Source organism: Halobacteriovorax marinus SJ (assembly GCF_000210915.2).
Classification (GTDB): domain Bacteria; phylum Bdellovibrionota; class Bacteriovoracia; order Bacteriovoracales; family Bacteriovoracaceae; genus Halobacteriovorax; species Halobacteriovorax marinus.
Genome location: NC_016620.1, coordinates 2,926,553 through 2,952,272, shown reverse-complemented (window position 1 = coordinate 2,952,272; position 25,720 = coordinate 2,926,553). Strand labels below are relative to the sequence as shown.

Below are 25,720 nucleotides of genomic sequence, written 5' to 3'. Positions count from 1 at the left end.
CTCGATGAATTAGCAAGGAAAGTCCTTTAATTTCATTTGTTTATAAAGAAAAAAACTCGAATGGTGTAAATGAAAAATATTCTCTTAATAATATTAACCTCGCTCACTTTATCCGTCTACGCAGATGGAGAAATTGATCCTTTTGTCGAAACATTAGATAGGTTTGAAAAGTATTGTATCGATCAAAATGATGAACTTAGAGAAGATGTTTATGTTAGTGATGAATTCTTTTCGTGTAGAGACACTATGGAGTACCTACAATTAGAGTTCAAAGAAAGAGAAGAACTAATGACAAGTAATCCTGATGTCTATAGACAATTTCAGGATTGTGTAGAAAACAGGGATAAGCCAAAAGTCATTCCATTTATAGCTGAAATACAAGAAGCTACTGATGAAGTTACCTGTAATGAAAGTGAGAAAAAAGAGTTTGAGAAAAATTGTGGACAAGCATGGGAATGTAATAAGTTAAGGGCCATTAAAGACGGCGCGGGAATGCTCCCTCGAGTTATTAGAAATCCTATTCAAAAATATGTTCGAAATACAGTTCAAGAAAAAAACTATGATAGTGAGTGTATCGCTGACGGTAGATCGAATTGTGTAAAAGATTTTGTCTACGCTTTTGCGGCCAATCTATGGTCTAGTGCTTCAAGTGTTTGGGACTTAGTTTCTAAAGGTACAAAGTCTCTCTTTGATATTGGTGGGTGGTTTGATGACGAAGCAGACAAGCTACATGCAAAGGCCATTCAGAGTAAAAAAGATGTAGAAGACTTTTGGGATAACCCTGGTAAGTGGTTCTCAAACTTAATTGATAATATTAAAAAAGGTGTAGATGATTGGGTTAGAACTTCTGTTTTCTGCGCAAAGTGGGAAGGGAAACCTCAGTTTTCAAAATGTTTACAGCCTCTTGAAAATTACGATTGTATTGACTGTGATGATAAAATCAATGCTACTTGTGTTGCTATTGGTGCGATATCAAGTGAGGTTGGTGTCGCTTTTTTAACTGCGGGCGTGGGAACTGCTGCCAGCTTAACGGCAAGGGCCGGAGCCAAGACTCTAGCGGTGGTGGCCACTAAAGTATCCTCTAAAGTAAAGACTGTTGCTCCGTCTTTTGCAAAATCTTCTAAAGCTACCAAGACGACAAAGGCCAGTGAAATTATGGCAAAGACTGCTGCTGTAGTTGGTACAGGATTGAGTAAGTCTACTGAGATTGCGAAGAAAATATACTCAGTGAGTTCTGAACAAGCACTTCGAATTAAAGATAAGATGGACTCAATCGCAAAAGTTGTTACAGAAAATAAAGTTGTGATGGTTGCTTCAGAAGTAATAGCGAAAGGAAATATACCTGGAAGAATTAGTGAGAAAATTGCTGAGAAGGGTGTTCTTGCTGGAGCGAAAGCAGTTTCTAAAGTTGGAAGTGGGGCAGTTAAGGCCGATGCAGATAAGCTCGTTCGTGTCGCACAAAGAGCGAGACACTCTGAAAGAGCGCAACAAGTACTAAGTGAGAGAACCCACGAAAAGAGTAGGCTCTCTGGACATAATGCAAAGGCAACTTCCCTTGTTCGAAGAGGGGAGAGAGCCTCAGGTTCTTCTCAGGCAATTGGAGGATCTTCAGGTGGTAATTCTGTTGGAAGCCACGCCTCTAGTGCAACAAGTGGAAGCTCTACACATGGATCTGAAAATCGTACAGGAAGATATTCAACTGATGAAAAGTATTCAGATAGACAGAGAGTTCCAAGTCAAGAGGGAAGTCATCATCAAAACTCTAATCAGCACCCTGGGCAAAATCAACATCAACAAGCTCAAAATAATAGTACTCAAAATCAGCGCGCTTCTAGAGATGAAGCAAGAAGACAGACTGAAGAGAGAAGAAGAGAAGAGCAGAGAAAGGTTGCTGAACAAAAGAGAAAAGAAGAACAGAGAAAAGCTCAAGAGCAACATCATAGCGAAACAGAAGAGAAGAAGAGTGAGTTTAAAGTTAGTAAAGGCGCAGTTGCTGCATCGTTAGCGACTCACTTAGCAGCAAAAGGCGTTATCATGTCAAATGAGCAAGCCGAGAGAGAAGCTGAAAGAATTCAAGCGCTAGCTAATGGTCAAAGAGAGAAGTTTGATAATAGTTTAGTTTCTGCAAAGAACGTTCTAGGTGTAGATAGTAGTAACCCTTTTTCTAATCAGGCGATGACTCAGGCACAGAACGTAAAAGAAATGTACTCTGATGAAAACAAGGATAATATTGTTTCAGAAATTCAGAATTCAAATAAAGATTTATCTAGAGATCAAGCAGAAGAAATCTTTAATAATAGAAGGGCGCAAGTTGATAAGGCCTATGATTATATGGATAGAGCTACTAGAGAAAATAGCTCATCTTACGAAGCAAAAGATAAAGTTTCAGCTACTGAGGAATTAAGAAATATTGGTCGAAGAAATCAACTTAATGCACTCGGCTCGGAACTTTCAAATTTAACAAAACAAAGAGAGGCCATTGAAAGTGGTGCAGGTACTACTACATCTTCTGAAATTACTCCAAGAGAAGCAGCTCCTACTGCCGAGAGACAGATTGCTAGAGCGGATAATGAAGCTACTTCCTCTAGAAGAGGAGTTGAAGATGAAGCCTTAGCTCCAGTGAGTTCGAGTGCTTCTTCATCAGGTTCTCTAAGTTCTGCTCCATCAAGCGTTTCTTCAAATAATTCTAGTAGTGATAATTCTTCATATGAGAGCAGTTCACCAGTTGCTAGTGAGTCAAATAATGACTCTGTTCCAAGTATTGTTAACAATGAATTAATCGAAGAAGCAATTAACAACTCTGAGAAGTTAGAAGAGAAGAAAACTGAGCAAGATGAGAAGAGAAGAAGTAAAGATTTAAAAGATTTACTTAGCAAGATTGGAGATAAGCCAGTTAAAATTGAAAGTGGGGTTGTATTTGGCCATAACCTAAATTCAATTAAGGCCAATTCTGCTGAATCGAAAGTGATGTTAGAGAATCTAGCTAAGAGAGTGAAGGCTTCGGAAAAAGTAGATAAGCTCTACACCTATGCAATTGGTGCAGATAGAATTGAACTATATCAATTCGATGAGGAAGTTTTCCATATTAAGATTTCTAAAAATGGTGAAGCCGAAATTATTGAGAGCTCAGAAGGAAATCAGCTTATTAATCGCTCAGCTTTTATTCGTGATTAAGATGTACTAATTGAGTATTTATTTGCTATTCTCTGGGAATGAAAGACTTAGTAAAGAATAAACTTTTTCCATATATTATTCCCTATAAAACAAAAGTATTTGGTGCTTTTATCCTCTCCTTCCTAATTGCTGGTCTAGGTGGGGCTCAAGTAAGGCTAGTTAAGCCAATATTTGACACTGGCCTAAAAGGTTACTCTTCTGTTGAAGATGTTATGTTCTTGGCCGGACTCTTAGTGGCCGTTGGGCTCATGCACTTTCCAAGTCGTTTCTTTCATTTTTACTGGTTGCGTTACGTGTCTGATAGGGCAACTCTAAAAGTAAGGGAAGAGATCTTTCAAAAGTTACAGAAGCTTCCTGTTTCATACTTTGCAAAAAAGAAGCAAGGTGAGCTAATCTCGAGTATTCTAAATGATACACAAGTTTTCTCTTACGGATTCAAGGCAGCTCTTGACGTTATTCGTGAATCACTTAAGGCCGTTGTTTATCTTGGTATGGCGTTTTGGAGTGATTGGCAACTCACCCTGGTGATCTTTGTTATTGCTCCTTTTCTCGCAGTTATTTTCTCTAAGAGTGGAAAGAAAGTAAGAGCAAATCAAGGAAGTGTTCAAGAAGAGCAGGCCCAACTGACTCACAATATCGCAGAGGGAATTCATGCTCAGAAAATAACGAAAGCTTTCAATCTTCAAGAATTTGTAAATTCAAGATTTAAAAAAGCGCAAGAGAGATTCTTCTCTGCTCAAATGAGAACAACTTTCATTGAGGAATTTGCCCATCCACTAGTTGAGATCGTTGGAACTTTTGCATTTGCGGGACTTATTGTTTTTGCTCACTACAGATTAAAGAATGGTACAACGATTGGTGACTTTATTTCCTTTGCGACAGCGCTAGCACTCTTTATGGATCCACTTAGAAAATTTTCTCAGGCAAATGTTAAATTATCTCAGGCCAAGGCTGCATCGGATAGAATTTTTGAACTATTAGAAACACCAGATGAACCAGATAGTGGAGAAGTGGCAATAAATTCTTTTTCTGAAAAAATTATTGTTAATGATCTTACATTCTCTTATGGGGAAGGTGATGTCATAAAGAATTTGAATTTAGAAATTAATAAAGGTGAAAAAATAGCACTCGTCGGTCTTTCTGGATCTGGAAAATCTACGTTAATTAATCTCTTACTAGGTCTCTATCCAATTGCCCGCGGTGGTATAAGTATTGATGGAATTGATCTAAATGATATTAAACTCAAGTCTTTAAGAGATCTCTTTGGCCTAGTTAGTCAGGATATCTTTCTATTCAATGACACTATTAAAGAAAACCTTTTAGTTGGTTCAGACTTCACACAGGAGCAAGTTAATAAGGCCCTTGAAGTTGCCTACGCTAATGAATTCGTTGAAAAGCTTCCCGAGCTCACTGAGACAGTTGTTGGGGATAGGGGTGCTCGACTCTCAGGAGGTCAGCAACAGAGAATTACAATTGCTAGGGCCTTCTTGCAAGATGCCGAGATTCTTCTCTTTGATGAGGCGACATCTGCACTAGACAATGAGTCTGAAAAATTAGTTCAAAAGGCTCTAGATTCAATTGGTGGAAATAAGACAGTTGTTGCAGTGGCCCATAGATTGTCGACTATTCAAAACTTTGACCGAATTTACGTTCTTCATGAAGGTCATTTAGTTGAGCATGGTAGTCATGAACAATTGATCTCTAAGGGTGGGGAATACGCTAAACTTTACGATCTGAGTCAAAGCTAGAAAGCATTTAAAAATCGGCTTTGATGCTTAGACAGCCCTGAAAAACTTCGGTAAAATGAGCAGAATTTAATAAAGATTTTGTAGGAGTTAACTCAGTGTCAGAAAGTAATTTAAAATCTATGAGCGATCTCGTTAGTCTGTGTAAGAGACGAGGGTTTATTTTTCAATCATCAGAAATTTATGGTGGCCTAGGCTCATGCTGGGATTATGCTCCTTACGGCATTCAATTAAAAAATAATGTAAAAGAAAGTTGGTGGAAGGCCATGACATTTAGAGAAGATGTTGTGGGAATTGATGCTTCTATCTTCATGCATCCAATGGTTTGGAAAGCTTCTGGACACGTGGATGGTTTTAGCGATCCAATGGTTGATTGTAAGAGTTGTAAAGAGAGATATAGAGAAGATCAAATTGATACTTCTAAACCATGTGCTAAATGTGGTGCAACTGACTTTACTGAGCCAAGAGACTTTAACTTAATGTTTAATACTCAGATGGGAGCTGTTACAGATTCATCTTCAACAGTTTATTTAAGACCAGAAACTGCACAGGGAATTTTTGTAAACTTTTTAAATGTTCAGCAGACAATGAGAAAGAAACTTCCATTTGGAATTGCTCAGATTGGTAAGGCATTTAGAAATGAAATTACTCCAGGGAATTTTATTTTTAGAACGAGAGAGTTTGAGCAAATGGAGATGCAATTCTTTGTGAAGCCTGGAACTCAATTGGATGCAATGGAGAAGTGGAAAGAGGTTCGTTGGCAATGGCATATTGATAATGGGCTAAGAGCTGAAAAACTTCGTTGGGAACCACATGGGCCAGATAGCTTAGCTCACTACGCAGATGCTGCAACTGATATTGAATATGAATTCCCAATGGGATGGGGAGAGATGGAAGGAATTCACTCTCGTACGGACTTTGATTTAAAGAGACACGAAGAATTTTCAAAGAAGAACTTAAAGTATCTCGATACTGAGGATGGAAATAAGAAGTACCTTCCTTACGTTCTAGAGACTTCTGTTGGTTGTGATAGAGCCGTTCTTGCTCTTCTTTGTGATGCCTATAGATTAGAAAATGAAGGCGATAAAGAAAATGAAAGAGTAGTGATGAAGTTTCATCCTAAGATTGCTCCAATTAAAGTAGCAGTACTTCCTCTTGTGAAAAAAGAAAAACTTGATACACCAGCTAGAAAGTTATTTGAAACAATTCAAAAAAATTATCAAGCTGAGTACGATGTCGCAGGTTCAATTGGAAAGCGATATAGAAGACAAGATGAGATCGGAACACCGCTTTGTGTGACATTTGACTTTGATACTCTTGACGATAATGCAGTTACAGTTAGAGATAGGGATACAATGACTCAAGAGAGAGTCGCCATTGATCAACTGGATAAGTATTTAAGAGATAAATTAGGTTTTTAATTTCTAGGAGCGAGTTTCTCGCTCCTTTTATTTTTTATTAGTTTCAACCACCCAGGGAGGGTTTTGTGGCAACTAAAAATAAATGGGTCTATGGCTTTAGTTCTGAAAAGACTGAAGGTAATAAAACAATGAAAGGCTTACTCGGAGGCAAGGGGGCTAACCTTGCAGAGATGTCTTCGATTGGACTATCTGTTCCACCTGGTTTCACTGTAACAACAGCTGCATGCCTAGATTTCGTGGAAAACTCAAATACGATTAATCAGCAAATTAAAGATGAAGTACTACTCGCTTTACAGGAAGTGGAGAAGAACTCTGGTAAGAAGTTTGGTGATATTAAGAACCCTCTGCTCTTCTCTGTTAGGTCGGGAGCAAGAGTATCAATGCCTGGGATGATGGATACAGTTTTAAACTTAGGTTTAAATGATGATTCTGTTATAGGTCTAGCTGAACTCACAAAGAACCCTAGGTTTGCATGGGACTCTTATAGAAGATTTATTCAAATGTATGCCAACGTGGTTATGGGATTCAATGTTGCGATCCTAGAGTCAACACTAGAAGATCTAAAGGAAGCCAGAGAAGTTGAACTCGATACACAGCTTACAGCTGATGACCTACAGGAGTTGGTCGAAGTTTATAAGAGGATTATATTTGAAGAGACAGGGGTTTCATTTCCTACTGATCCGATGGAGCAGCTATGGAGGGCCATCTCGGCAGTCTTTAGTTCTTGGAATAATCCTAGGGCCATTAAGTATAGAGAGATAAATGATATAGACCATAGCTGGGGGACAGCTGTAAATGTTCAATCTATGGTTTTTGGAAATATGGGTGATGATTGCGCTACAGGTGTTTGCTTTACTAGAGATCCAAGTACTGGAGAGAAGAAATTCTTTGGTGAATTTCTAATCAATGCTCAAGGTGAAGATGTTGTTGCTGGGATTAGAACTCCACAACCAATAAATGACTTATCTAAGAATGAGTCCAATAAAGGTCTTCAAACTTTACAAGAGGCCATGCCAAAAGTTTATGATGAGTTAGTAGAGGTCTACACTCGTCTTGAAAAACACTATAAAGATATGCAAGATATTGAGTTCACTATCGAAAATGATAAGCTCTTTATTCTTCAAACAAGAAATGGAAAGAGAACGGCTGCGGCAGCTGTGAAAATTGCTGTGGATTTAGTAAATGAAAAGATCCTTTCAAAAGAAGAAGCGATTTTGAAAATCAACCCAGAAGATATCAATCAACTTCTCCACCCAAGGCTTGATCCAAGTGCGACTAAGAATGTTCTTGCTCAAGGACTGCCGGCATCTCCTGGTGCTGGAAGTGGTGTGATTACATTTACATCTGAAAAAGCAACCGCCCTTAATGAGAGTGGAGTGAAAGTTCTACTTGTAAGGCAAGAGACTAGTCCTGAAGATATTGCTGGAATGGTTGCATCTGAGGGGATCTTAACAGCGAGAGGGGGAATGACTTCTCATGCTGCTGTTGTGGCCAGAGGGATGGGGAAACCTTGTGTTGCTGGGTGTTCTGAGATTCAAATTAATTATGCAACTCTTACGTTAAAAGTTAATGGAAGAGAGTTTAAAGAAGGTGATCACTTAACGATTGATGGAGCTACTGGAGAAGTTATCGAAGGAAAGGTTCCAACAATTGCGGCGGAGATTTCTGAGGACTTTGCAAACTTTATGAGCTGGGCCGATGAGTTCAGAAAATTAGAAATTAGAACAAACGCTGATAACCCAGAGGATAGCGAGACTGCTAGAAACTTTGGAGCTCAAGGAATCGGGCTCTGTAGAACTGAACATATGTTCTTTGAAGCGGAGAGAATTTTAGCTGTAAGAGAGATGATCTACGCTAAAGAGCTTAAAGAAAGAGAGAAGGCCCTTGCTAAGTTACTACCATTTCAGCGAGAAGACTTTATCGGTATCTTCACTGCTATGGATGGAAAGCCTGTTAATATCAGACTTCTGGATCCACCTCTACATGAGTTTCTCCCTCACACTAAAGAAGATAGAGAGGCCTTAGCGGAGTATCTTGAAATTGAAGTACAACTTATAGATGAGAGATGTGAGCAGCTACATGAATTTAATCCTATGCTAGGGCATAGAGGTTGTCGTTTAGGAGTAACTTTCCCAGAGATCTATAAAATGCAAACAAGAGCAATTATTGAAGCTGCTCTAGAGTGTAAGAAGAAGGGAGTAGAAGTACTTCCTGAAATTATGATTCCACTTATTTCATTAAAGGGAGAACTTGTTCTACTTAAAGAAGAGTGTATTAAAGAAATTGAAACGATCTTTAAAGAAACTGGTGAAGAAGTAAAATATAAATTGGGAACAATGATTGAGCTTCCAAGGGCCGCAATTACGGCCGGCTCAATTGCACCTGAGGCAGACTTCTTCTCATTTGGTACAAATGATTTAACACAGACAACTTTTGGCCTTTCAAGAGATGATTCAGGTAAGTTTCTTCCAGAGTATATAAATGGAGGATTAGTTCCAGTTGATCCATTTGTTTCTCTCGATCAAGAAGGAGTTGGTTTCTTAGTAAATCACGCCTGTGTTGAAGGGAGAAAATCAAATCCAAAAATTCATATGGGTATCTGTGGTGAACACGGAGGGGAGCCGAGATCTATTCAATTCTGTCATGATATTGGACTAGACTACGTTTCTTGTTCTCCGTACAGGGTTCCAATTGCTAGATTGGCCGCAGCTCAAGCTGCCCTTAGGGATTAATGCAAGATATTCAAAAGATAATTGAGAATTTAATGCCTAAACAACACTTCGACTGCGTAGCGGTCGGAGTGATTGATTTTAAAGCTAAGAATTACGAATCTCTCGAGTGGCATGGTGGAGAGTTTGTAAATAAGTCTGGAAAGTATTTCTTTGATTTGGCCTCTCTTACTAAGCCTCTAACTTTAGCGAGTACTTACCTTACCTCTCCAAAGAAGTTTAACAATGAAATGTTACTTCTATTAAATCATCGCGGTTCATTGACCTCTGGAGGAAGAATATCTCCCAGTCAGTGGCGCTCTTATATAAAGAGTTTTCAAGTAAAAGAGGCGCCGACACTTTACTCCGACTATTCTGCACTAAGGGCAATGTTAGAAATAGAAGACACTTTTAAAAGAGAACTCTATGAAATATGCTCTGACTATTTTGACGAAGAAATGTTTCATTGGACTGAGCTTGAAGATCCTCTCAGGTCTCCTGTAACTGGATTTAGACATGGAAAGAAAATTCAAGGGGAAGTACATGATGACAATGCCTTTTATTTAAAGGAGAAAGTCTCTCATGCTGGTCTCTTTGCTTCCATCGATGGACTTTGTAAGAGTCTCTTGAATTTAGACTCTAAATACTCTCTTCTAGACTTTATGGATGGAGCTTTTAAAAATACATCTTTTGATCGCTTTCTCTATGGTTGGGATACTGTTTCTGATCCTCAAAATTCATTGGCGGGCAGAGGATGTTCGTCTTCGACTTTTGGTCACTTAGGTTTTACCGGAACATCAATTTGGATAGATACGCAAAAGAGTAGGGGCAGTGTGATTTTAACCAATGCCACTCAAAACTATTGGTACGACAGAAAAGGCCTCACGGAGCTTAGAAAGGAATTAGGGACCACTATTTGGTCTAAGTAATTTCAGACTCTTAGCTTGTTCCTCTTCCCTTAAAGAAAATTCATCAACTACCCGATAAGACTCCAAGACGGAGGATTATCTAATGCATAGAAATTTAATTTTTACCTTGTTAGTTGCGCTAACTGCTTTTGGTTGTACTCATAATAGTACATTTTATTCAGTTAAGAGTAAGCCAAAGAACTATGTTTTAAGATATCCAGCGGCTGCATCAGAGTCTTGTAAAACTGTAGTTGAGCAATTCTTTAAATCAAGCTTCAGCGATCGAAGAGAGAGATTGATGACAAATATCTCTAACTTTGATGAGACTGAAAGAATTGGTATCACCAACGCAATAGAGAGTATTCACTTCATTGATTATAACTATACCGTTAAAGAACTTGATCAGGTCTTCAAGGGGCATAAAGAACTTTCTAAGGTTGAATATCCTTATGCCTTTAATAAAGGTCGTAGAGAAGCAAGAGAAGTTCTTGGTAGAGTTGGAAACTTCCTTAGAGGGAGAGGTGCCGTTGCCACTCCTCAGTGGGATGAAGCTGCTTTTGAAAACTTTGTTGATGCTAGAAAGTATCTTATTGCAAATAGACCAGACTACTCTTTAGAAACTTTTAAAGAAGTTCACACTATGATGATGAAAAATGGTGTGGAAGAAATTAAAGATAGTGAATTAGGAGCAATTAGAAAAGTTGCATTAATTGGTAATGAGAGAGGGCGCGGAGTAACAGATGAGGCCCTAGAGAATATTAATAGTAATCCTTACCTTGGATTTCAGGTTACGAGTGTGACAACTGAAGGTGAGGTTAGAAGATCTAAAGGAGCCATCCTCTATCCAACTCCATCAAATATTAAAGATGAGGCGCTCGCTAGAATTGAAACGACTCATCCAGAAACATTTGAAAAAATAACAGCATTTAAAGAGGGAGATAGATCTATCTCTGAGAATGATTTAATGACTACTTTAGTTGAAGCGCTGACAGAGGAAAGGTTCTCTTGGTTTAATGAAACAAGAAGAGCGCTTGGAAGCCTAGATACTGAAGAGAAAATTAATGACTACATAGAGATGGTTGTAAATTTCCAAAGAGATATGGTCTCTATTCATCCATTTAGAAATGGAAATGGAAGAACCACAAGGGAATTTATTTTAAACTACGCTCTAATAAAAGAGGGGCTTCCGCCGTCACGTATTGCTGATCCAAATATGGATCTATACTCACCAATTGAAGTTTGGAGAGAGCAAGTTGTTAAAGGTATGGAATCAACAAATAGTCTCTATGAAGATATAACAAATAGACTAGAGTTAAATTTACCTGTTGAAAATTCACCTGAGCTTTTCTCTCCTTATACAATAAGAAGTGCAAGTATAGATGCTAAAAAGTATAGCTCTAAAGCGGTGAAAGAGGATGCTCGAGTTGCAGATGTTGATCCTAGACAATATATGGAGTTCGTCTCTTATATGGTTGATGAAGATCCGAGCTTAATTGCTAAGATTGAGAAAAGTCCCCATGAGACTTTACTAGGTATTAATAAGAAGTATGAAAGCTTTCTAAAAACTGTAAAGGTGGACTTTACTCATAAGAAAGAAGGACTCCAAGAAGTTAATCTAGCTTTCGTTGATAGAGACTTCAAAGCAACATTTGGAGAGGGTGCATTTAGAAACTCTCAGGACTGGGATGCTAAAATGGCTCTTTGGTATCAAGACAGTGTTGTATGGAGAGGTCTTGCTTATAGAAGAGATGTTGAAGAGAGTGAGATTTTAAAAATATTTAGAGAAATTCATCCGCAAATGACTTCCAATGATGTTGCTAAAAAGATCAGAGGTAATATGTCTCAAAAGCAAATGAAAGAGATTGTTCTAGCGGACTTTGATCGCTACAACGATGATCTCTATCATGGCGGACTTGTACAGATGGCAAAGGATCACTCTGAGACCGGTCCTCAGTATGGAACGAGTTATGGATACTCAACATCAAAAGATAGAAAGGTTGGTAAGGCCTTTGCTATGGGGGCAATGCAGTTCCAAATTACTGATGATGCCGGTAAGAGAGTTCAAGTGACATACGGTATGCAAAATGATCCAGATGTTATTGAGAAATTAAAAGATCAATTAAAGGGAAGAGTTTTAATTGGTGTGAGAAGAGCGAATAAAGATGTTGATCTTGGAAGATTAAAACAAGTAAGACCAGAGTTCTCTTATAAGTATGGTCGTCAACAAGAGGTTATGGGAATTGGTGCGGCCGACCCTGACTCTGTAATGGTAGTACAAATTTTGAAAGACGATGGAGATATTGCTGTTTCTTATTTTAGAAATCCAAAGAATCCAAGCGAGCTACTTGTAGTTAAAGATCCAAAGGTGTCCGAGTTTGAAGAGGTCACTGAAGAGATGATTACAAGAAGGATAAACATCGAGTAACTAAGTTCTACAAAAGTATATTCTTGTGTATAATGAAGGGAGCTATTGCTCCCTTTTTTATTAGGATAATTATGAATTTAGTAAATAAAATTTCTCACGACGAATTAAAGCTTAAAAAGAATGAGATAAAGAAAATATTTATGTTTCGAGTCTGTGGAACAGGTATGGGTGCCTGTGCAGGTCTTCTACAAGAGAAAGGTTATGTCGTAGAGGGAGCAGATACGACATTCTATCCACCTATGAGTACTTATCTAGAGAGTACTGGAATAGCACTCCATCAATTGGATGAGCTGGATATGGACTACTTAAGAGGTTTTGATTTGATCGTTGTTGGCAACGTCGTACCTAGAATGAGTGAGGATGCTAGAAGAGTCGAAGAGCTTGGAGTTGCCTTTACAAGCTTTCCCTCTGCTCTCGGAGCCCTTGTCCTAGATGATGTGAATGTTGTAGGGATTGCAGGAACACATGGAAAGACAACGACAACATACTTAATGACTCAGGTATTTGAGAAGCTTGGACACAATCCTGGATACTTTATTGGCGGAGTTGTAGATGGAAGAAAGTCATCAACTCTTGGTGATGGTAAGTACTTTTTCATCGAGTCCGACGAGTACGATAGCGCTTACTTTGAGAAAATCTCAAAATTTAGATCTTATTCAATAGATCATTTAATTCTTACTTCTCTTGAATTTGACCACGCTGACATCTTTAACGATATAGAAGATATTAAAAATGAGTTTAGGGCCATGTTAGATAGCTTTAAGGGAAAACTTATTTACGATAATAGCTACAAGGCCACTAATGAATTGGTTTCAGAGTATGGAAAAGATTTTAAAGAAAACTTCCTGATTGCTTACGGAGAAGAGAATCCAAAAATTAAAAGTGTTGCTAAGGATGGAACCTCTTTTTCTTTAATCTGGAAAGGTGGGGAACTAGACTTCAAGACCAATCTCGTAGGAAAACATAATATTTTAAACCTCTCTTCAGTGATACTCTTTGCTTTAGGTGAGGGCATTGAGTATGAGAATATTAAAAGTTCAATTACAAATCTAAAGCTTGTGCGCAGAAGACAAGAAGTGAGAGGAAAGTATCAAGAGGCAATTGTTATTGACGATTTTGCTCACCATCCTCGTGCGGTAGAGTTAACAACTGAAGGAATTAAAAATCTATATCCTGAAAAGAAAGTCAAAGTTGTAATTGAGCCAAATTCAGCGACAGCTAGAAGTGATATATTTCAAAGTGAATTTGCAACGGCCCTAAAGTGTGCTGATTATGTTGTCTTCGCTAAGCCACAGAGACATACAAGTGTAAAAGGTGCCAAGGACTTAGACGGTCACAAAATTCTCTCTGAACTCGAGAAAATAGGCGTAAAGGGAACAATACAGACAAACCTTGAAGACTTGGTAAAAGAAATTAATAAAATTGCGGATAAAGACACTGTTCTATTAGTACTTAGTAATGGAACTTGCCTAGGTCTTTGGCAATCTGACTTTGTTGAAAAATTAATTAATGTTTAAAAGTTTATTATTACTCACATTGATGACTTCGGTCCAAAGCTTTGGAAGTACTGAGAAAATCTCATCGCAAGTCATGTCGATTGAGCTTTCTGAAAAGAAGGTAATGAACCTCTATTTAAACAAGCTGAACACCTTTTCTAAAACCTATTGTAAGGGTGGAGTTGAAGAGGAGTTTTGGAAAAAGTATAAAAACTTTCGAGGCAATGGAAACTTTATTCCTCTTCTACCTGATGGAAAGCTAGATAAGAGTACAGTGAATCGTTTCATCCCTGAACTTGAACAAAAGAAGAAGTGGATTGACTCCCAAAGAGAGATTGTCAAAAAAAGAAAGAACTTCAAGAGCGAATATAAAAAGCTTTTAGAACTACAAAAAGAATTTCATTCTCTTCTCCTATTTAAGAAAGAGTACTTTACGAGCTCTAAGCCGGAAGAGAGGAGTTTGATTCGCAATAAATCAAAGTATAAATTGATCGCTTTTAGAAACGATCTAAAAAAATACTTAGAGTCACTATCATTTCTACAGTCCTATAAATTTCCTGTTGATCATTTTGATCTTAGAGTGAGTTATGACAAATACAAGTCTTCTGAAGATGTGGTAGGGAAGAGAAAATCTAATGAAGTGTATTTCTTTCGAAAAATTGTTCAAGATGGCGCTCAAGATTTAAACCATAAAAGAAGTGATCGCTTTCTAAGGGCGACTATTGACTCTATCTATTTGGGGCTCAATGAGAATACTGACTTTATTAGTGAGGATTTTAGATTTGATCTAAAGGCCGCTCTCGATGCTATAAAATGGCACTTAAAGGGAAAGCCTAAGAAACAATTTATTAGATTGGGCGAGTGGAGCGAGAGAGTTGATAGGGCCATAACATTTTATAAAATGCTTCGCGATGGAAAGGTTGAAGAGGAAGGGCACTCCTTTTCAACAGACAATCTTTTACAAAATAGAGCAAAGGGAAGATATATTCTCAAAGACTATGTCTTATCGAAGGAAGCAGATTCTTATAAATTTTGGATGAATCAATCTACTCTTATGCAGGCCATTTATGTAATTGATACGATTCTCTTTAATGAGGTCGGAGGTCTTGATGGAAGAGATGCGCTCGAAAGAAGAGATGTTACTCAAGTGGTAATTAATCGTCTAACGGACCCGGAATACAATTCAATTGACCCCGATGAGTCGATCTTTGATTATCTAAAGTTAAGTGAGAAAGAAATTGCTAAAAACCCATGGCTCAATGTTATGTTTAAAGAGGGGGAATTCTCTTTCACTTATTTTTTTATTCCTGGAAACTTACGAATCTATTGTCCTGATATGACGAGAACGGGGAAGTTTCTTAGAAGAGAAAACGTCTCGATAGCTCTCTCTCTCTTGCAAAAGCCAAATGTAGACTTTAGGGCCTTGCGCTACTTTTCGCGTGCATCTATGCTTGGAAGAGTAAATATGGCCAAGATTTGGTCGAACTTCACACCTGTCTCAGAGAGGCCAGGGCTAAAAGTTAAGAGAAGCCATTACATCAAAGGTCTGTACAAGAAAGGTAAGTATACTTTCCTCTATGACTTCACAGACGCACAGGGGAACCTATTCCAAGTTCTTAAGTTTAAAAAGAATATCTACGTAACAGATAAACAAGGTGAGCACTTCTATAAGTATAGAAACAGACATTACTTTAGATATTTCGAACACCCCCTCTAATTCTGAATAATTTCATTGTTAATACACACTTAAGGGAGTATAGTCTTTCAGTTACTAGTGTATTATTTGTTTAATAAAATCTATTTAATGGAGTATATATGTTAAAAGATTATGTATTTACATCAGAGTCTGTAACTGAAGGACACCCTGATAAAATGGCAGATCAAATCTCTGATGCTGTCGTAGATGCAATGTTTGCTCAAGATCCTGAATCTAGAATCGCTTGTGAAACTATGATTTCAACAGGAATGGTTGTTCTTGCAGGTGAAATTACTTCTAAAGCAAATATTGATTTTCAAGAAGTTGTTAGAAATAAAATTAGAGAGATTGGATACGATCACTCAGATAAGGGATTTGACTGTAACACTTGTTCAGTAATGGTTGCGCTTGATAAGCAATCTCCAGATATCGCACAAGGTGTAAATGTTGGTGAAGGAACTTATACAGAAATGGGTGCCGGTGACCAAGGTCTTATGTTTGGTTATGCAATCAATGAAACAGATAATTTCATGCCGCTAACGATTGATCTTTCTCATAAGCTTGCAATGAGACTTTCTGAAGTTAGAAAGAATGGAACAATTGGCGACTTAAGAGCTGATGGTAAGACACAGGTTTCTGCTCAATATATTGATGGAAAAGTATCTAGAATCGATACAATTGTTCTTTCAACTCAACATGCAGAAAACATGACTTTAAAGCAAGTTCAAGAAGCAGTAAGAGAAGAAGTTATCAATAAAGTTATCCCTTCTCACTTAGTTGATAATGAAACTAAGTACTTCATCAATCCAACTGGTAAGTTCGTTATCGGTGGACCAATGGGAGACTGTGGTTTAACTGGTAGAAAAATTATCGTTGATACTTATGGTGGTCACGGTGCTCACGGTGGTGGTGCTTTCTCTGGTAAAGACCCATCTAAGGTTGATAGATCAGCAGCGTATGCTACAAGACAAATTGCAAAGCACGTTGTTGCGGCTGGTTTAGCTGATAGAGCTCTTGTTCAAGTTGCTTATGCAATTGGTGTTGCAGAGCCAATGTCTCTACTAGTTGATTGCTACGGAACAGAGAAAGTTGATATTGCAGCAATCAATAAAGCTGTTAATGAAATCTTTGATATGAAGCCAAAGTCAATTATCGAAAGACTTGATCTTCTAAGACCAATCTATTCTGAAACGGCTGCTTATGGTCACTTCGGTAGAGAGAGTAATACTTCATTCCCATGGGAGAAGCTTACTTACTTAGATCAGCTCAAGGCAATGTTCTAATAAGAAGAAAATAATAAATATAAGGCCAGTCTGCGGACTGGCTTTTTTTTTGCTTAGAGATTAGTATTTAGTAATGGATTTAATTTTCTTTCTCATTAGATACACTCCTTTTTGGTCTTTGCCGGTTCTCTTAATCGCTATGTACTTTAGTTATATTTATTGGATAAAAGATATTAGAGTTATCTCTCTAGGCTTTGGACTAATTGCTTTCATATCCTTATCTTTTTTGGCCTACTGGATATTTGCAGGAGGTCCTGATGCCTCTGTGCAGCAAATTTTACAATTCCAACAGTAAAATTTCAGCACTCACACCCTCAAATGTAAGATTTCGTTAGGACTGGAAAGTATTTCCAGGGTGTTGAAAAATTGACACTGAAGATCTTCTTAGCTACGATTTTTCTATCAAAACTTCTTTTAAGAAGTTGTTTTGGTCACTAAGGAGAGTCATTTGAACGAATTTGAATTTCTTCACAATTCTTATGAAAGCAGTGAAGATAAACCCAGCCTACCTGAAGTTTTTCTGGTTGAAGACGATTTAATCTTTGGAAAAACACTTAAGAAATTTATTCAAAAGAAATTGGGCCTTGAAGTTAGTTATCACTCTGATCCAGGTGCTGCAATTGCCCAGATCAATGAAAGATCTTCTAGTGAGCAATTTATCTTAATCACAGATATAAGCTTTGATGACGGAGGGGCCGATGGCCTACTTCTGATTGACCTTCTTAAAGAAAAGGGTCACAAGTTTATTCCTATTGTAATGACTGGCTTTGCTTCTATTGAAACTGCAATTGCAGCAACTAAGAAGGGAGTTTTTCACTATCTTACAAAACCATTTGAGCTTGATGTTCTTACGGACCTAATAATGAAGGCCGCAATTTCTAAGCTTGGATACACAGAAAAAGATTTTAAAGTTGAAACACCTAAAGTCACTATCCCGAAGAAGAGTACAGGAATTGAGAGATCTTTTAAGATTGAAGCTCCTAATGAAGAAGATATCTTCTGTGGAATGATTGGTCGCTCAGCAAAGATGAAACAAGTCTTTGAGAGGATTGAAAAAGTAGCCTCTTCTGGTTCAACAGTATTCATCAACGGTCCTTCGGGAACAGGTAAAGAATTAATTGCCTCTGCCATTCACTCACTTTCTCAGAGAGTGGATAACCCAATGGTTTCTGTAAATTGTGGAGCGATACCAGGTGAACTCCTAGAGAGTGAGCTCTTTGGTCATGAGAAGGGTGCCTTTACTGGAGCCATCTCAAGTCGAAAGGGTAGGTTTGAACTAGCGAATAAGGGTTCTATCTTCCTCGATGAAATTGGTGATATGCCACTACTACTTCAAGTAAAACTCTTAAGAGTTCTTCAGGGAAGAGTTATCGAAAGAGTGGGAAGTACTACGACAACACCTGTAGATGTGAGAATCATTACGGCCACGCACAGGGACCTAGAGAAACATGTTGAGGATGGTAACTTCAGAGAAGATTTATATTATAGACTTAACGTAATTCCAATTAAGGTTCCGGCACTCTGTGAAAGAAGAGAAGATATTCCATTATTAATATCGTACTTTCTTTCAAGATTTGTAAGTGCAGACGGACGAAATAGTATTGAGTTTGATGATGAATCTCTTGAGCTATTACTTGCTTATGATTGGCCAGGAAATGTGAGAGAGTTAGAAAATTTAATGGAGAGATTAGTTATCTTAAGAGGTGGAAGTGTAATTCGCCCAAGTGATCTACCTGTTAAATTTTTAGAGAGAGCTCCAATGCATTTAAATTCATATGATAGTTTAATCTCTCTTCCTGAAGCAGGGATAGATCTTAAGATGGCCCTATCAAATATTGAAGACTCTCTAATTCTTCAAGCTCTTTCAAAGACTGCTGGGAATAAGAACCAAGCATCAAAACTTCTTTCAATGAATAGAACAACACTCATTGAAAAAATGAAAAAAAAGCAAATTGAATTCCAACAATAACACTTGTCTCCCGCACATTCAGTGCGGGAGTAGTGTAGTTTTTAGCTAGGGCATTTTGGCCCTATTTCCACCTAAGTATGTATATATGCGATAGATTTTTCCCATGTCATTTTTCTGTGGGGAAAAATCGTCCTATTGGAAAAATTTTCCTTTAAAATTTTTCAAAAAAAGGTAGAATAGGTTTGTGCGATGGAAAACGATGTTTAGGATGAACATTGAATTTAACCAGTCGCGGTAGCATTAACTTGAAACAGGAAGTTTCTATTACTATGCAGCCTATCAAGCTCAAAACTTTGACACTAATCGCTTTCTTAACAATCTTAAATGTTAAGGCAGGAATTATTGTACAAGAAAAAGGTTCAACACATCTTAGGTGGAATATTTTCGCACCAAAAGATTTAGTTCAAATACATAAGAATAAAGACACAGTTCAATTCAAAACATTAAACACAGAGTTGTATATTAAACTAGAGCAAGCTATTAAAGAGATTGATCCAGACGGGAAGTACATCACTTCTATAAAGACTGTTGGTCCATCTGAAATGAGTAATAGCTCAAAAGTTGAAGTTAAACTTAAGTCTGAAAGTGTAGAGCTATTTAGCTTCTATAAAGATAGAGATAAGAAGTTAGTTGTAGACTTTTGGACTGAAGAAGATTCCAAGCCAGCTCCAGTTGCAAATGTTTCTAAGCCTGTAGCAAAACCAGTAAAGAAAGCCGCAAAGAAGAAAGTCGTAGCAGCTAAGCCAGCTAAGAATGTTATTGTTCAAAAATCAGTGAATCCTAAAATGAATTCTCCTTATAGAGACTTCAGATATGGTGCTTCATTTATCTGGGATTATTCACCTCTAGCACCAACTCTTAAGAAAATTATTAATCTAGATAGAAAAACTCCTGAGTACTTCTACAAAGTTGGAAATAGAGATGTTTCTAAGAGTGAAGCTCAAGCTCATATGCAATTAACTATTAATCTCTTTAGAAAAAAGAAATGGGGATTAATGTATAAGTCTATTAAGCTATTTAATAAGAAGTATGGTGAAGAGACTGAGTTTGATACAAATGAATTCATGAAGGCCAATGCAATTCTTAGAGAAAACTTTTCAAAAGGAAATACTGAACCAGTTAAAATGAGTATCAGTATGTTTGAAAACATCCTTTTAAAGTCTAAGAATTATGAACTTAGAAGTGGAATCTATAAGTATTTAATCCCTTACTATATTCAAGCAAACGATCATATTAAAAGCTTGGAACTAACTAAGAAGTACTATGTTGATTCTAAAGAAAGTCATGATTATGAAGAGTCAAATTTTGCAGCAGAAGGAATTCTTTATAATCTTGCAAAGCTTAAGCAGATTGATAAGGTTCAAGAACTTTTAAAAGAGAAAACGATTCAAAAGATTCTACCTAAGCAAGTAATGCTTGCTTACGAAATGTATACTTACCTAAGTTTAGAAGAGTCTGAGAAGGTAATTAAACTCTATGAAGCGAATGAGAAGTCTCTAGTAAAGCCAGTTCACCCAGTTATTCTTTATAATGTCGCTGAAGCGTACTTTAGAAATTCAAATTATTCAAAAGCTGCCAAAGTATATGATGATTTTATCAAGGATTACTCATTTCACTCTAAGAGTTCTGAAGCAAGAATCAGAATCGCTCAGTGCTGGGAAATTCAAGAAAAGAATTTTGATGAAACAATTGAGCTTTATAAGAATGCCATTAATAGATCTCAAAACTCTGAAATAGGATTTGAAGCGAGAATCCGTTATGTTGCTCTTAGAAATCTAAGAAAGAAGAAGGTTGATGATAGTGATAGAGAGGTTAAAGTATTTTTAACTTCAGGTATTGATAATGTGAAAATTGAAAGTGATCTAAAGAAGTTGCTTTGGCAAGTTCGTTTGAGAACATTCATTGTTGAGAAGAAATATGATGAAGCGCTTGCTTATTTAAACGCTCTTCCTCTTAAGTCGATGATTCCTACTGATAGAAGAGTTTTTGAAAGTGATGGAGCTGAGATTGTATACGGTGTTATCGAGAAGTCATTTGAAGAAGGAATTTATGCCAATGTTATTAAGGCATGGGATATATACAAGGATCAATATGTTGATAAGGTTGCAAACGATCCACAGATGAATTTCTTAGTAGCTAATGCTTACATCAGACTTGGATTAATGGATGGGTTTGACGAGCTTTATGAGAAATTCTCTAAGTCTAAATACGATATCTCAAAAACTTTTCCAATTTGGGTTGAGAGAAAAAATAGCGCTGATACAAAGACTCTATTATCTGAACTTCAAGTTATTAGAAATCTTAAATTAAAGAATTGGAGTGTTGTAGGAAAAGAGCTTAATACTTTGAGAAATGAGAAAGCTAATATTGATAAATTAGAGTACTACCAAGGTCTACTTTCTTATCATACTGGAGATTGGAAAAAAGGCGCTGACTCATTTGAGAAGTTTCTTTCAAGTGGAAAAGATAGCTCTATTACTGACCCGAAAGAAATTGCTGAATTAGTTAAGGCCTATACAGATTGTCTTTATGAATTAGGAGATACGAAGAAGTATCAGAAAGTTGCTAGTGCTCTTTTAAGTGATACTAGAGGTCTTAAGAAGAAAAATGAATACATGGACTCAGTTAGAGAGAAAGTTTCTTACTTAAATATCGAGCTATTAGCTGGAGATGAGAAAGACGCAAGCTTCATGCTAATGGAGTCAAAAATTAAAAGATTTAAAGAGGAATTTAGTAAGTCTATTTATTTAGGAAGAGTAAATTACTTATTAGGTTTAGCACTTTTAAATAATAAGAAAAATGATGAAGGAAAAGAAATTCTTGAAAAGCTAATCTCTGAAGATGGGATTGATGAGCATATCAAGAATTTAGCTCGTAGTGAGCTGAGCATGTTAAAAATAAAAGAAAGAACTTTATAATTTTAGATCCAAGGAATGGATCAGCATTGACAGGAGGTCAAATGGAATCAGTTAGAGTTGAGCTTTTCGGTAAAGATCCTAAGGTAACGAAGGCCATTTCGGTAGCTAGGAATATTTCTGTAACAAAAGCCCCAGTATTAGTTGTTGGTGAAACGGGAGTAGGTAAGAGGGCCTTAAGTCGTTATATCCACGAAAATTCTACAAGAGCAAATAGCTCATATATCTGTGTTGATTGTTCAGCAGATGCTCAAACTGTAGAAAATCAAATTCTAGGACATAGAGAAGAAGAGACTGGAAGATTCGTTAAGGGAGCTCTTGAAGCTGCTAACGGTGGATCAGTTGTTTTCGCAAATATTGATTGTCTAGAAGATGAGTTCCAAAAAAGACTTCACAAAATTTTAAATGAATTAGAAGACTACGATATTGATGTAAGAATTCTTGCAACAACGACTAAGAACTTATCTAAGTTAGTTGGATCAGGAAGATTTTATAGAGGTCTCTATACTTTTATTTCTTCAAATGCAATTTCACTAACTCCATTAAGAGAGAGAGTAACTGACCTTGAAGAAATCGCAAGACACTTTGTACAAGAGTTCTCTGAAGACTCAGTATCAGTAGATAGCTCAGCAATGGATAAAATTCTTGGTCACTACTGGACTCATAATGTAAATGAACTAAGAACAGTTCTTGAGAATGCACTTGAAAATAACTCTACAGGTGTTTTAACAGAAGCTGACTTAGAAATTGGTGAGAAGAAAGCTGTAAGTATGATGAGTGATGATGATTCTGATGGAATCAGATTAATGTCTTTAAAAGAAGCTGAGAAGCTATTAATTAAGAAGGCTTTAATTCACACAAGTGAAAATAGAACTCAAGCAGCAAAGATTCTTGGAGTTTCAATTAGAACTCTTAGAAATAAAATTAATGAATATAGAAATAATGGATCAGCATACTTTGTAAACTTAAGATAATTTGTAATCAAATAAGACTTAGGAAGTTGTAATGGATGTAAACGATAAAACACTTAAAGCACTAGCATCATCACTGAATTTCAGACAGATGAGACAGGAGATTATCTCTTCTAATATCGCTAATGCTGAAACGCCAGGTTATAAAGCGAAAAGAGTAGACTTTGAGCAGGCCCTGGCGAGAGCGTTGGACGTTGATGGACAGCAACAACTTAATACTGAAGATTCACGTCACTTCGATGTAGGAAGCGGTGGCTTTGGGAATTTACAACCAGAGGTATACGAAGATCCTAATGGAATTGTAAGTGAGGATGGAAATACAGTAGACAGAGATGCAGAACTAGCACGAATGGCAGAGAATAAGATCTTATACGATGCAACGGTGCAATTAATTAATAAAAAATTTGGACTCATGAAGTACGCAGTTGGTTCAAGTAACTAAGGAGAATAGATGGATTTATTAACCTCTTTAAAAATAAGTTCTTCAGGTTTAGCCGCTAATAAAAAGCGAATGGCCTCGATTTCTTCGAATATTGCGAACGCTCAAACGACGAGAACGGCTGAAGGTGGCCCTTATAGACGTAAAGAAGTTGTTTTTGGTTCAGAGCCAGCGAGAGAAACTTTTTCAGAGATTCTTGAAGGCGAACTTGGTGAGAAAGCACAAACTGTTCAAGCAACAGAGGTGATTAGTACTAACAGACCTCCTATCTTAAAGTATGAACCAAATCACCCTGATGCTAACGATCAAGGTTATGTTGCTTATCCAGATATTAATGTAATGGAAGAAATGGCAAATATGATATCGGCTTCGAGAGCATACGAAGCCAATATCAATGCTATGAATACGACTAAGAATATGGCCATGAAGGCTCTAGAGCTTGGTCGAAACTAAGAGGGAGTAGGTTATGCCAATTGAAACAGTAGGATCTATGAAAAGTATTTTGAATGATTATAGTTCAAAGGACTGGACCAAGAGCGCTGAACTCGATGGGGCAAAGGCCATCAACTTCAATGAGCTTTCAATAGGTGATGTTGAAGGTACACAGGCAAAGCAGAGTTTTGGTGAAATGTTAGCCAGCTCTATTGCACAAGTAAATGGACTTCAACAAGAAGCCAATACGGCCATGCAAAAACTTGCTTCTGGAGAGAAGAAGAATCTTCCAGAGGTAATGATGGCAGTAGAAAAAGCTGATATTGCTTTTAGAACTATGAACCAAATTAGGACTAAAGTCATTGATGCTTATAAAGAAGTAATGAGAATGCAAATATAATAGTTGGGGGCAACTAAAGCTGGAATAGGATGTTCTAGCTCAATTTATCAGGAGGATTCCCTTGCAAGATTTTTTAGAAAAGATCATAAGGAATTTCACAGAATTTTTTAACTCACTCGACCTAAATAAGAAGATTGGTCTTGTTTCAATTGCGGCATTTATTGTTGCCTGCTTTGTTGGGATTGTCATTTGGGCATCTAAGACAAGAATGGATGTTCTTTACACAGAGTTAAATAGAGAAGATTCGAAAAAGATCGCTGTTTTACTTGAAGAGAAGAAAATCCCTTATGAAATGTCTAATGATGGAAAAACGATCAGTATTCCAGAAGAACTTATCAATAAGTGGAGGCTTGAGATTGCAACTCTAGGAGTAAATTTCTCTGGAACAGTTGGATACGAAGTTTTTGATAAGCAGTCATTTGGAACGACAAGTTTTGTTCAAAAAGTTAATAAGCAAAGGGCCCTAGAGGGAGAGCTTGTTAAAACCATCAAATATATTAGAGGTGTTAAAAGAGCAAGAGTTCACCTCTCTATTCCAGAATCAAGTCCATTTGTTTCGGAAAAGAAAGCTCCATCTGCCTCAGTAGTTGTTGACTTAGAAAGAGGTGTAACACTAACTCCTGATGAAATTAAAGGTGTTGCCTCACTTGTTTCTAGCTCAATCGATGGAATGAGAAATGAAAATGTTGTTATCTTAGATGATAGGGGTAAGAAGCTTTCTGAGAATATTGGTGATCCAATGACCGCTTATACTGCCAATAGAATGGCACTTGAGGGAAAAGTAAATAGAAAGTATGAAAAACAAATTGAAGATATCCTTTCAAAGGTTGTAGGGGCCGGAAAAGTCATTGCTAAGGTTACAGTAAATCTTGATTTTACAGAGAGTGTATCTACTAAAACAGAGTTTGACGGTGAGAATAAGGCCGTTCTTTCAGAGGTTTCAAATACTCAGAAGCTAAATGGTTCTAGACCTTCTCCTCAGGGAATTCCTGGAGCGAGATCAAATCTTCCTGGAGAGCAACCACAACCAGGAATCCCAGAGACTAGAAATAATGTAGATAAGTCACTTGCGACTAGAAATTACAATGTTCCATCAAAGGTAACAAAGTCAAAGAACCCAACGGCAGGTATTAGAAAAATTAGTGCCGCTGTAATGATTGATGGAAGAAGAGTTCAGGTTAAGGGTGCTGATGGAGCCATTTCTACTCAATACGAGAGATGGTCAGAAGCAGATTTAGCAAATTTTTCAGCCATTGTTTCATCTACATTAGGTATTGATGCTAGAAGAGGCGATCAAATTGTTATCAAGAATATGGAGTTCGCTCAAGAAGATATGGCATCTATTGAAGCGATGATGAGAGAGAAAGAAAATAGAGAACTTATCAAGAATATCGTTAAGTATCTTACTGTAGGTTTAGCGATAACTCTCTTTTTCTTCCTAGTTGTTAGACCATTTATTCAGTGGGTAACTGATAATACAGTTGAAACTGTTGAAGACTTCCTACCTAAAACTCTTGAAGAGCTTGAGAAAGTTCAAGCAAATCAAAAGTTACCAGGGCTTGAAGATGCGCTTCCACAGATAGAAGAGAAGCTAAACCCTGAGAAGATCGAAGGGAATATGTTGAGAGAGAAGATTATTTCACTAGTTGAAGGAAACCCTGCCAAGGCAGCACAAGTTATCCATGAAATAATCCATGCTCAAGAGTCAGATAAGCAGATAGCATAAGATAGGATAGGG

The 25,720-nt window shown here is 37.2% G+C and carries 17 protein-coding genes; all 17 read left to right on the top strand.

Going from position 1 to position 25,720, the window contains the following annotated elements; all coding sequences use genetic code 11:
- The first annotated feature begins 69 nt into the window (after positions 1-69).
- Positions 70-3,174, top strand: coding sequence for a hypothetical protein (locus BMS_RS14050; protein WP_014245489.1), 3,105 nt, complete (start codon positions 70-72; stop codon positions 3,172-3,174).
- A 38-nt stretch (positions 3,175-3,212) separates the two neighbouring features.
- Positions 3,213-4,922 (top strand): ABC transporter ATP-binding protein, encoded by a 1,710-nt coding sequence (locus BMS_RS14045; RefSeq protein WP_014245488.1) that lies wholly within the window; start codon positions 3,213-3,215, stop codon positions 4,920-4,922.
- Between the two features lie 95 nt (positions 4,923-5,017).
- Entirely contained in the window at positions 5,018-6,340 is a 1,323-nt protein-coding gene (locus BMS_RS14040; RefSeq protein WP_014245487.1) for a glycine--tRNA ligase, read from the top strand.
- Between the two features lie 65 nt (positions 6,341-6,405).
- On the top strand, positions 6,406-9,072 hold the full coding sequence (ppdK, locus tag BMS_RS14035; protein WP_075053423.1) for a pyruvate, phosphate dikinase: 2,667 nt from the start codon (positions 6,406-6,408) through the stop codon (positions 9,070-9,072).
- The gene (locus BMS_RS14030; protein ID WP_014245485.1) at positions 9,072-9,977 is read left to right on the top strand and encodes a serine hydrolase; all 906 of its coding nucleotides are present in this window, start codon (positions 9,072-9,074) and stop codon (positions 9,975-9,977) included. Before ppdK ends, BMS_RS14030 begins: the two co-directional genes overlap by 1 nt.
- 82 nt (positions 9,978-10,059) lie before the next feature.
- A complete protein-coding gene (locus BMS_RS14025; protein WP_014245484.1) occupies positions 10,060-12,381 on the top strand; it encodes a Fic family protein in 2,322 nt (773 codons plus the stop codon).
- Between the two features lie 71 nt (positions 12,382-12,452).
- Positions 12,453-13,898, top strand: coding sequence for a UDP-N-acetylmuramate--L-alanine ligase (locus BMS_RS14020; protein WP_044557648.1), 1,446 nt, complete (start codon positions 12,453-12,455; stop codon positions 13,896-13,898).
- Complete coding sequence (locus tag BMS_RS14015) at positions 13,891-15,594, top strand: hypothetical protein (protein ID WP_014245482.1); 1,704 nt, start codon at positions 13,891-13,893, stop codon at positions 15,592-15,594. The genes BMS_RS14020 and BMS_RS14015 overlap by 8 nt, the downstream gene beginning before the upstream one ends.
- 98 nt (positions 15,595-15,692) lie before the next feature.
- Positions 15,693-16,856 (top strand): methionine adenosyltransferase, encoded by a 1,164-nt coding sequence (gene metK / locus BMS_RS14010; RefSeq protein ID WP_014245481.1) that lies wholly within the window; start codon positions 15,693-15,695, stop codon positions 16,854-16,856.
- Between the two features lie 73 nt (positions 16,857-16,929).
- Complete coding sequence (locus BMS_RS14005; RefSeq protein ID WP_014245480.1) at positions 16,930-17,151, top strand: hypothetical protein; 222 nt, start codon at positions 16,930-16,932, stop codon at positions 17,149-17,151.
- A 153-nt stretch (positions 17,152-17,304) separates the two neighbouring features.
- Positions 17,305-18,825, top strand: a complete 1,521-nt coding sequence (locus BMS_RS14000; RefSeq protein ID WP_052590709.1) for a sigma-54-dependent transcriptional regulator — start codon at positions 17,305-17,307, stop codon at positions 18,823-18,825.
- A gap of 269 nt (positions 18,826-19,094) precedes the next feature.
- Entirely contained in the window at positions 19,095-21,743 is a 2,649-nt protein-coding gene (locus BMS_RS13995) for a tetratricopeptide repeat protein (protein WP_044557647.1), read from the top strand.
- A gap of 41 nt (positions 21,744-21,784) precedes the next feature.
- Positions 21,785-22,714: a sigma-54-dependent transcriptional regulator gene (locus BMS_RS13990; RefSeq protein ID WP_044557646.1), complete on the top strand. Its 930-nt coding sequence runs from the start codon at positions 21,785-21,787 to the stop codon at positions 22,712-22,714.
- Between the two features lie 31 nt (positions 22,715-22,745).
- A complete protein-coding gene (gene flgB, locus BMS_RS13985) occupies positions 22,746-23,153 on the top strand; it encodes a flagellar basal body rod protein FlgB (protein ID WP_014245476.1) in 408 nt (135 codons plus the stop codon).
- A 9-nt stretch (positions 23,154-23,162) separates the two neighbouring features.
- A complete protein-coding gene (gene flgC / locus BMS_RS13980; protein WP_014245475.1) occupies positions 23,163-23,603 on the top strand; it encodes a flagellar basal body rod protein FlgC in 441 nt (146 codons plus the stop codon).
- A gap of 13 nt (positions 23,604-23,616) precedes the next feature.
- Positions 23,617-23,982, top strand: coding sequence for a flagellar hook-basal body complex protein FliE (gene fliE, locus BMS_RS13975; protein ID WP_014245474.1), 366 nt, complete (start codon positions 23,617-23,619; stop codon positions 23,980-23,982).
- 61 nt (positions 23,983-24,043) lie between these two features.
- On the top strand, positions 24,044-25,708 hold the full coding sequence (fliF, locus tag BMS_RS13970) for a flagellar basal-body MS-ring/collar protein FliF (protein ID WP_014245473.1): 1,665 nt from the start codon (positions 24,044-24,046) through the stop codon (positions 25,706-25,708).
- Positions 25,709-25,720: the final 12 nt, after the last annotated feature.

What these genes read in the sequence shown, in the direction of transcription:
- BMS_RS14050 (WP_014245489.1), top strand. Translation starts at nt 70, where the DNA reads ATGAAAAATATTCTCTTAATAATATTAACCTCGCTCACTTTATCCGTC.
- BMS_RS14045 (WP_014245488.1), top strand. Translation starts at nt 3,213, where the DNA reads ATGAAAGACTTAGTAAAGAATAAACTTTTTCCATATATTATTCCCTAT.
- BMS_RS14030 (WP_014245485.1), top strand. Translation starts at nt 9,072, where the DNA reads ATGCAAGATATTCAAAAGATAATTGAGAATTTAATGCCTAAACAACAC.
- BMS_RS14025 (WP_014245484.1), top strand. Translation starts at nt 10,060, where the DNA reads ATGCATAGAAATTTAATTTTTACCTTGTTAGTTGCGCTAACTGCTTTT.
- BMS_RS14020 (WP_044557648.1), top strand. Translation starts at nt 12,453, where the DNA reads ATGAATTTAGTAAATAAAATTTCTCACGACGAATTAAAGCTTAAAAAG.
- BMS_RS14015 (WP_014245482.1), top strand. Translation starts at nt 13,891, where the DNA reads ATGTTTAAAAGTTTATTATTACTCACATTGATGACTTCGGTCCAAAGC.
- metK (WP_014245481.1), top strand. Translation starts at nt 15,693, where the DNA reads ATGTTAAAAGATTATGTATTTACATCAGAGTCTGTAACTGAAGGACAC.
- BMS_RS14005 (WP_014245480.1), top strand. Translation starts at nt 16,930, where the DNA reads ATGGATTTAATTTTCTTTCTCATTAGATACACTCCTTTTTGGTCTTTG.
- BMS_RS13995 (WP_044557647.1), top strand. Translation starts at nt 19,095, where the DNA reads ATGCAGCCTATCAAGCTCAAAACTTTGACACTAATCGCTTTCTTAACA.
- BMS_RS13990 (WP_044557646.1), top strand. Translation starts at nt 21,785, where the DNA reads ATGGAATCAGTTAGAGTTGAGCTTTTCGGTAAAGATCCTAAGGTAACG.
- flgB (WP_014245476.1), top strand. Translation starts at nt 22,746, where the DNA reads ATGGATGTAAACGATAAAACACTTAAAGCACTAGCATCATCACTGAAT.
- flgC (WP_014245475.1), top strand. Translation starts at nt 23,163, where the DNA reads ATGGATTTATTAACCTCTTTAAAAATAAGTTCTTCAGGTTTAGCCGCT.
- fliE (WP_014245474.1), top strand. Translation starts at nt 23,617, where the DNA reads ATGCCAATTGAAACAGTAGGATCTATGAAAAGTATTTTGAATGATTAT.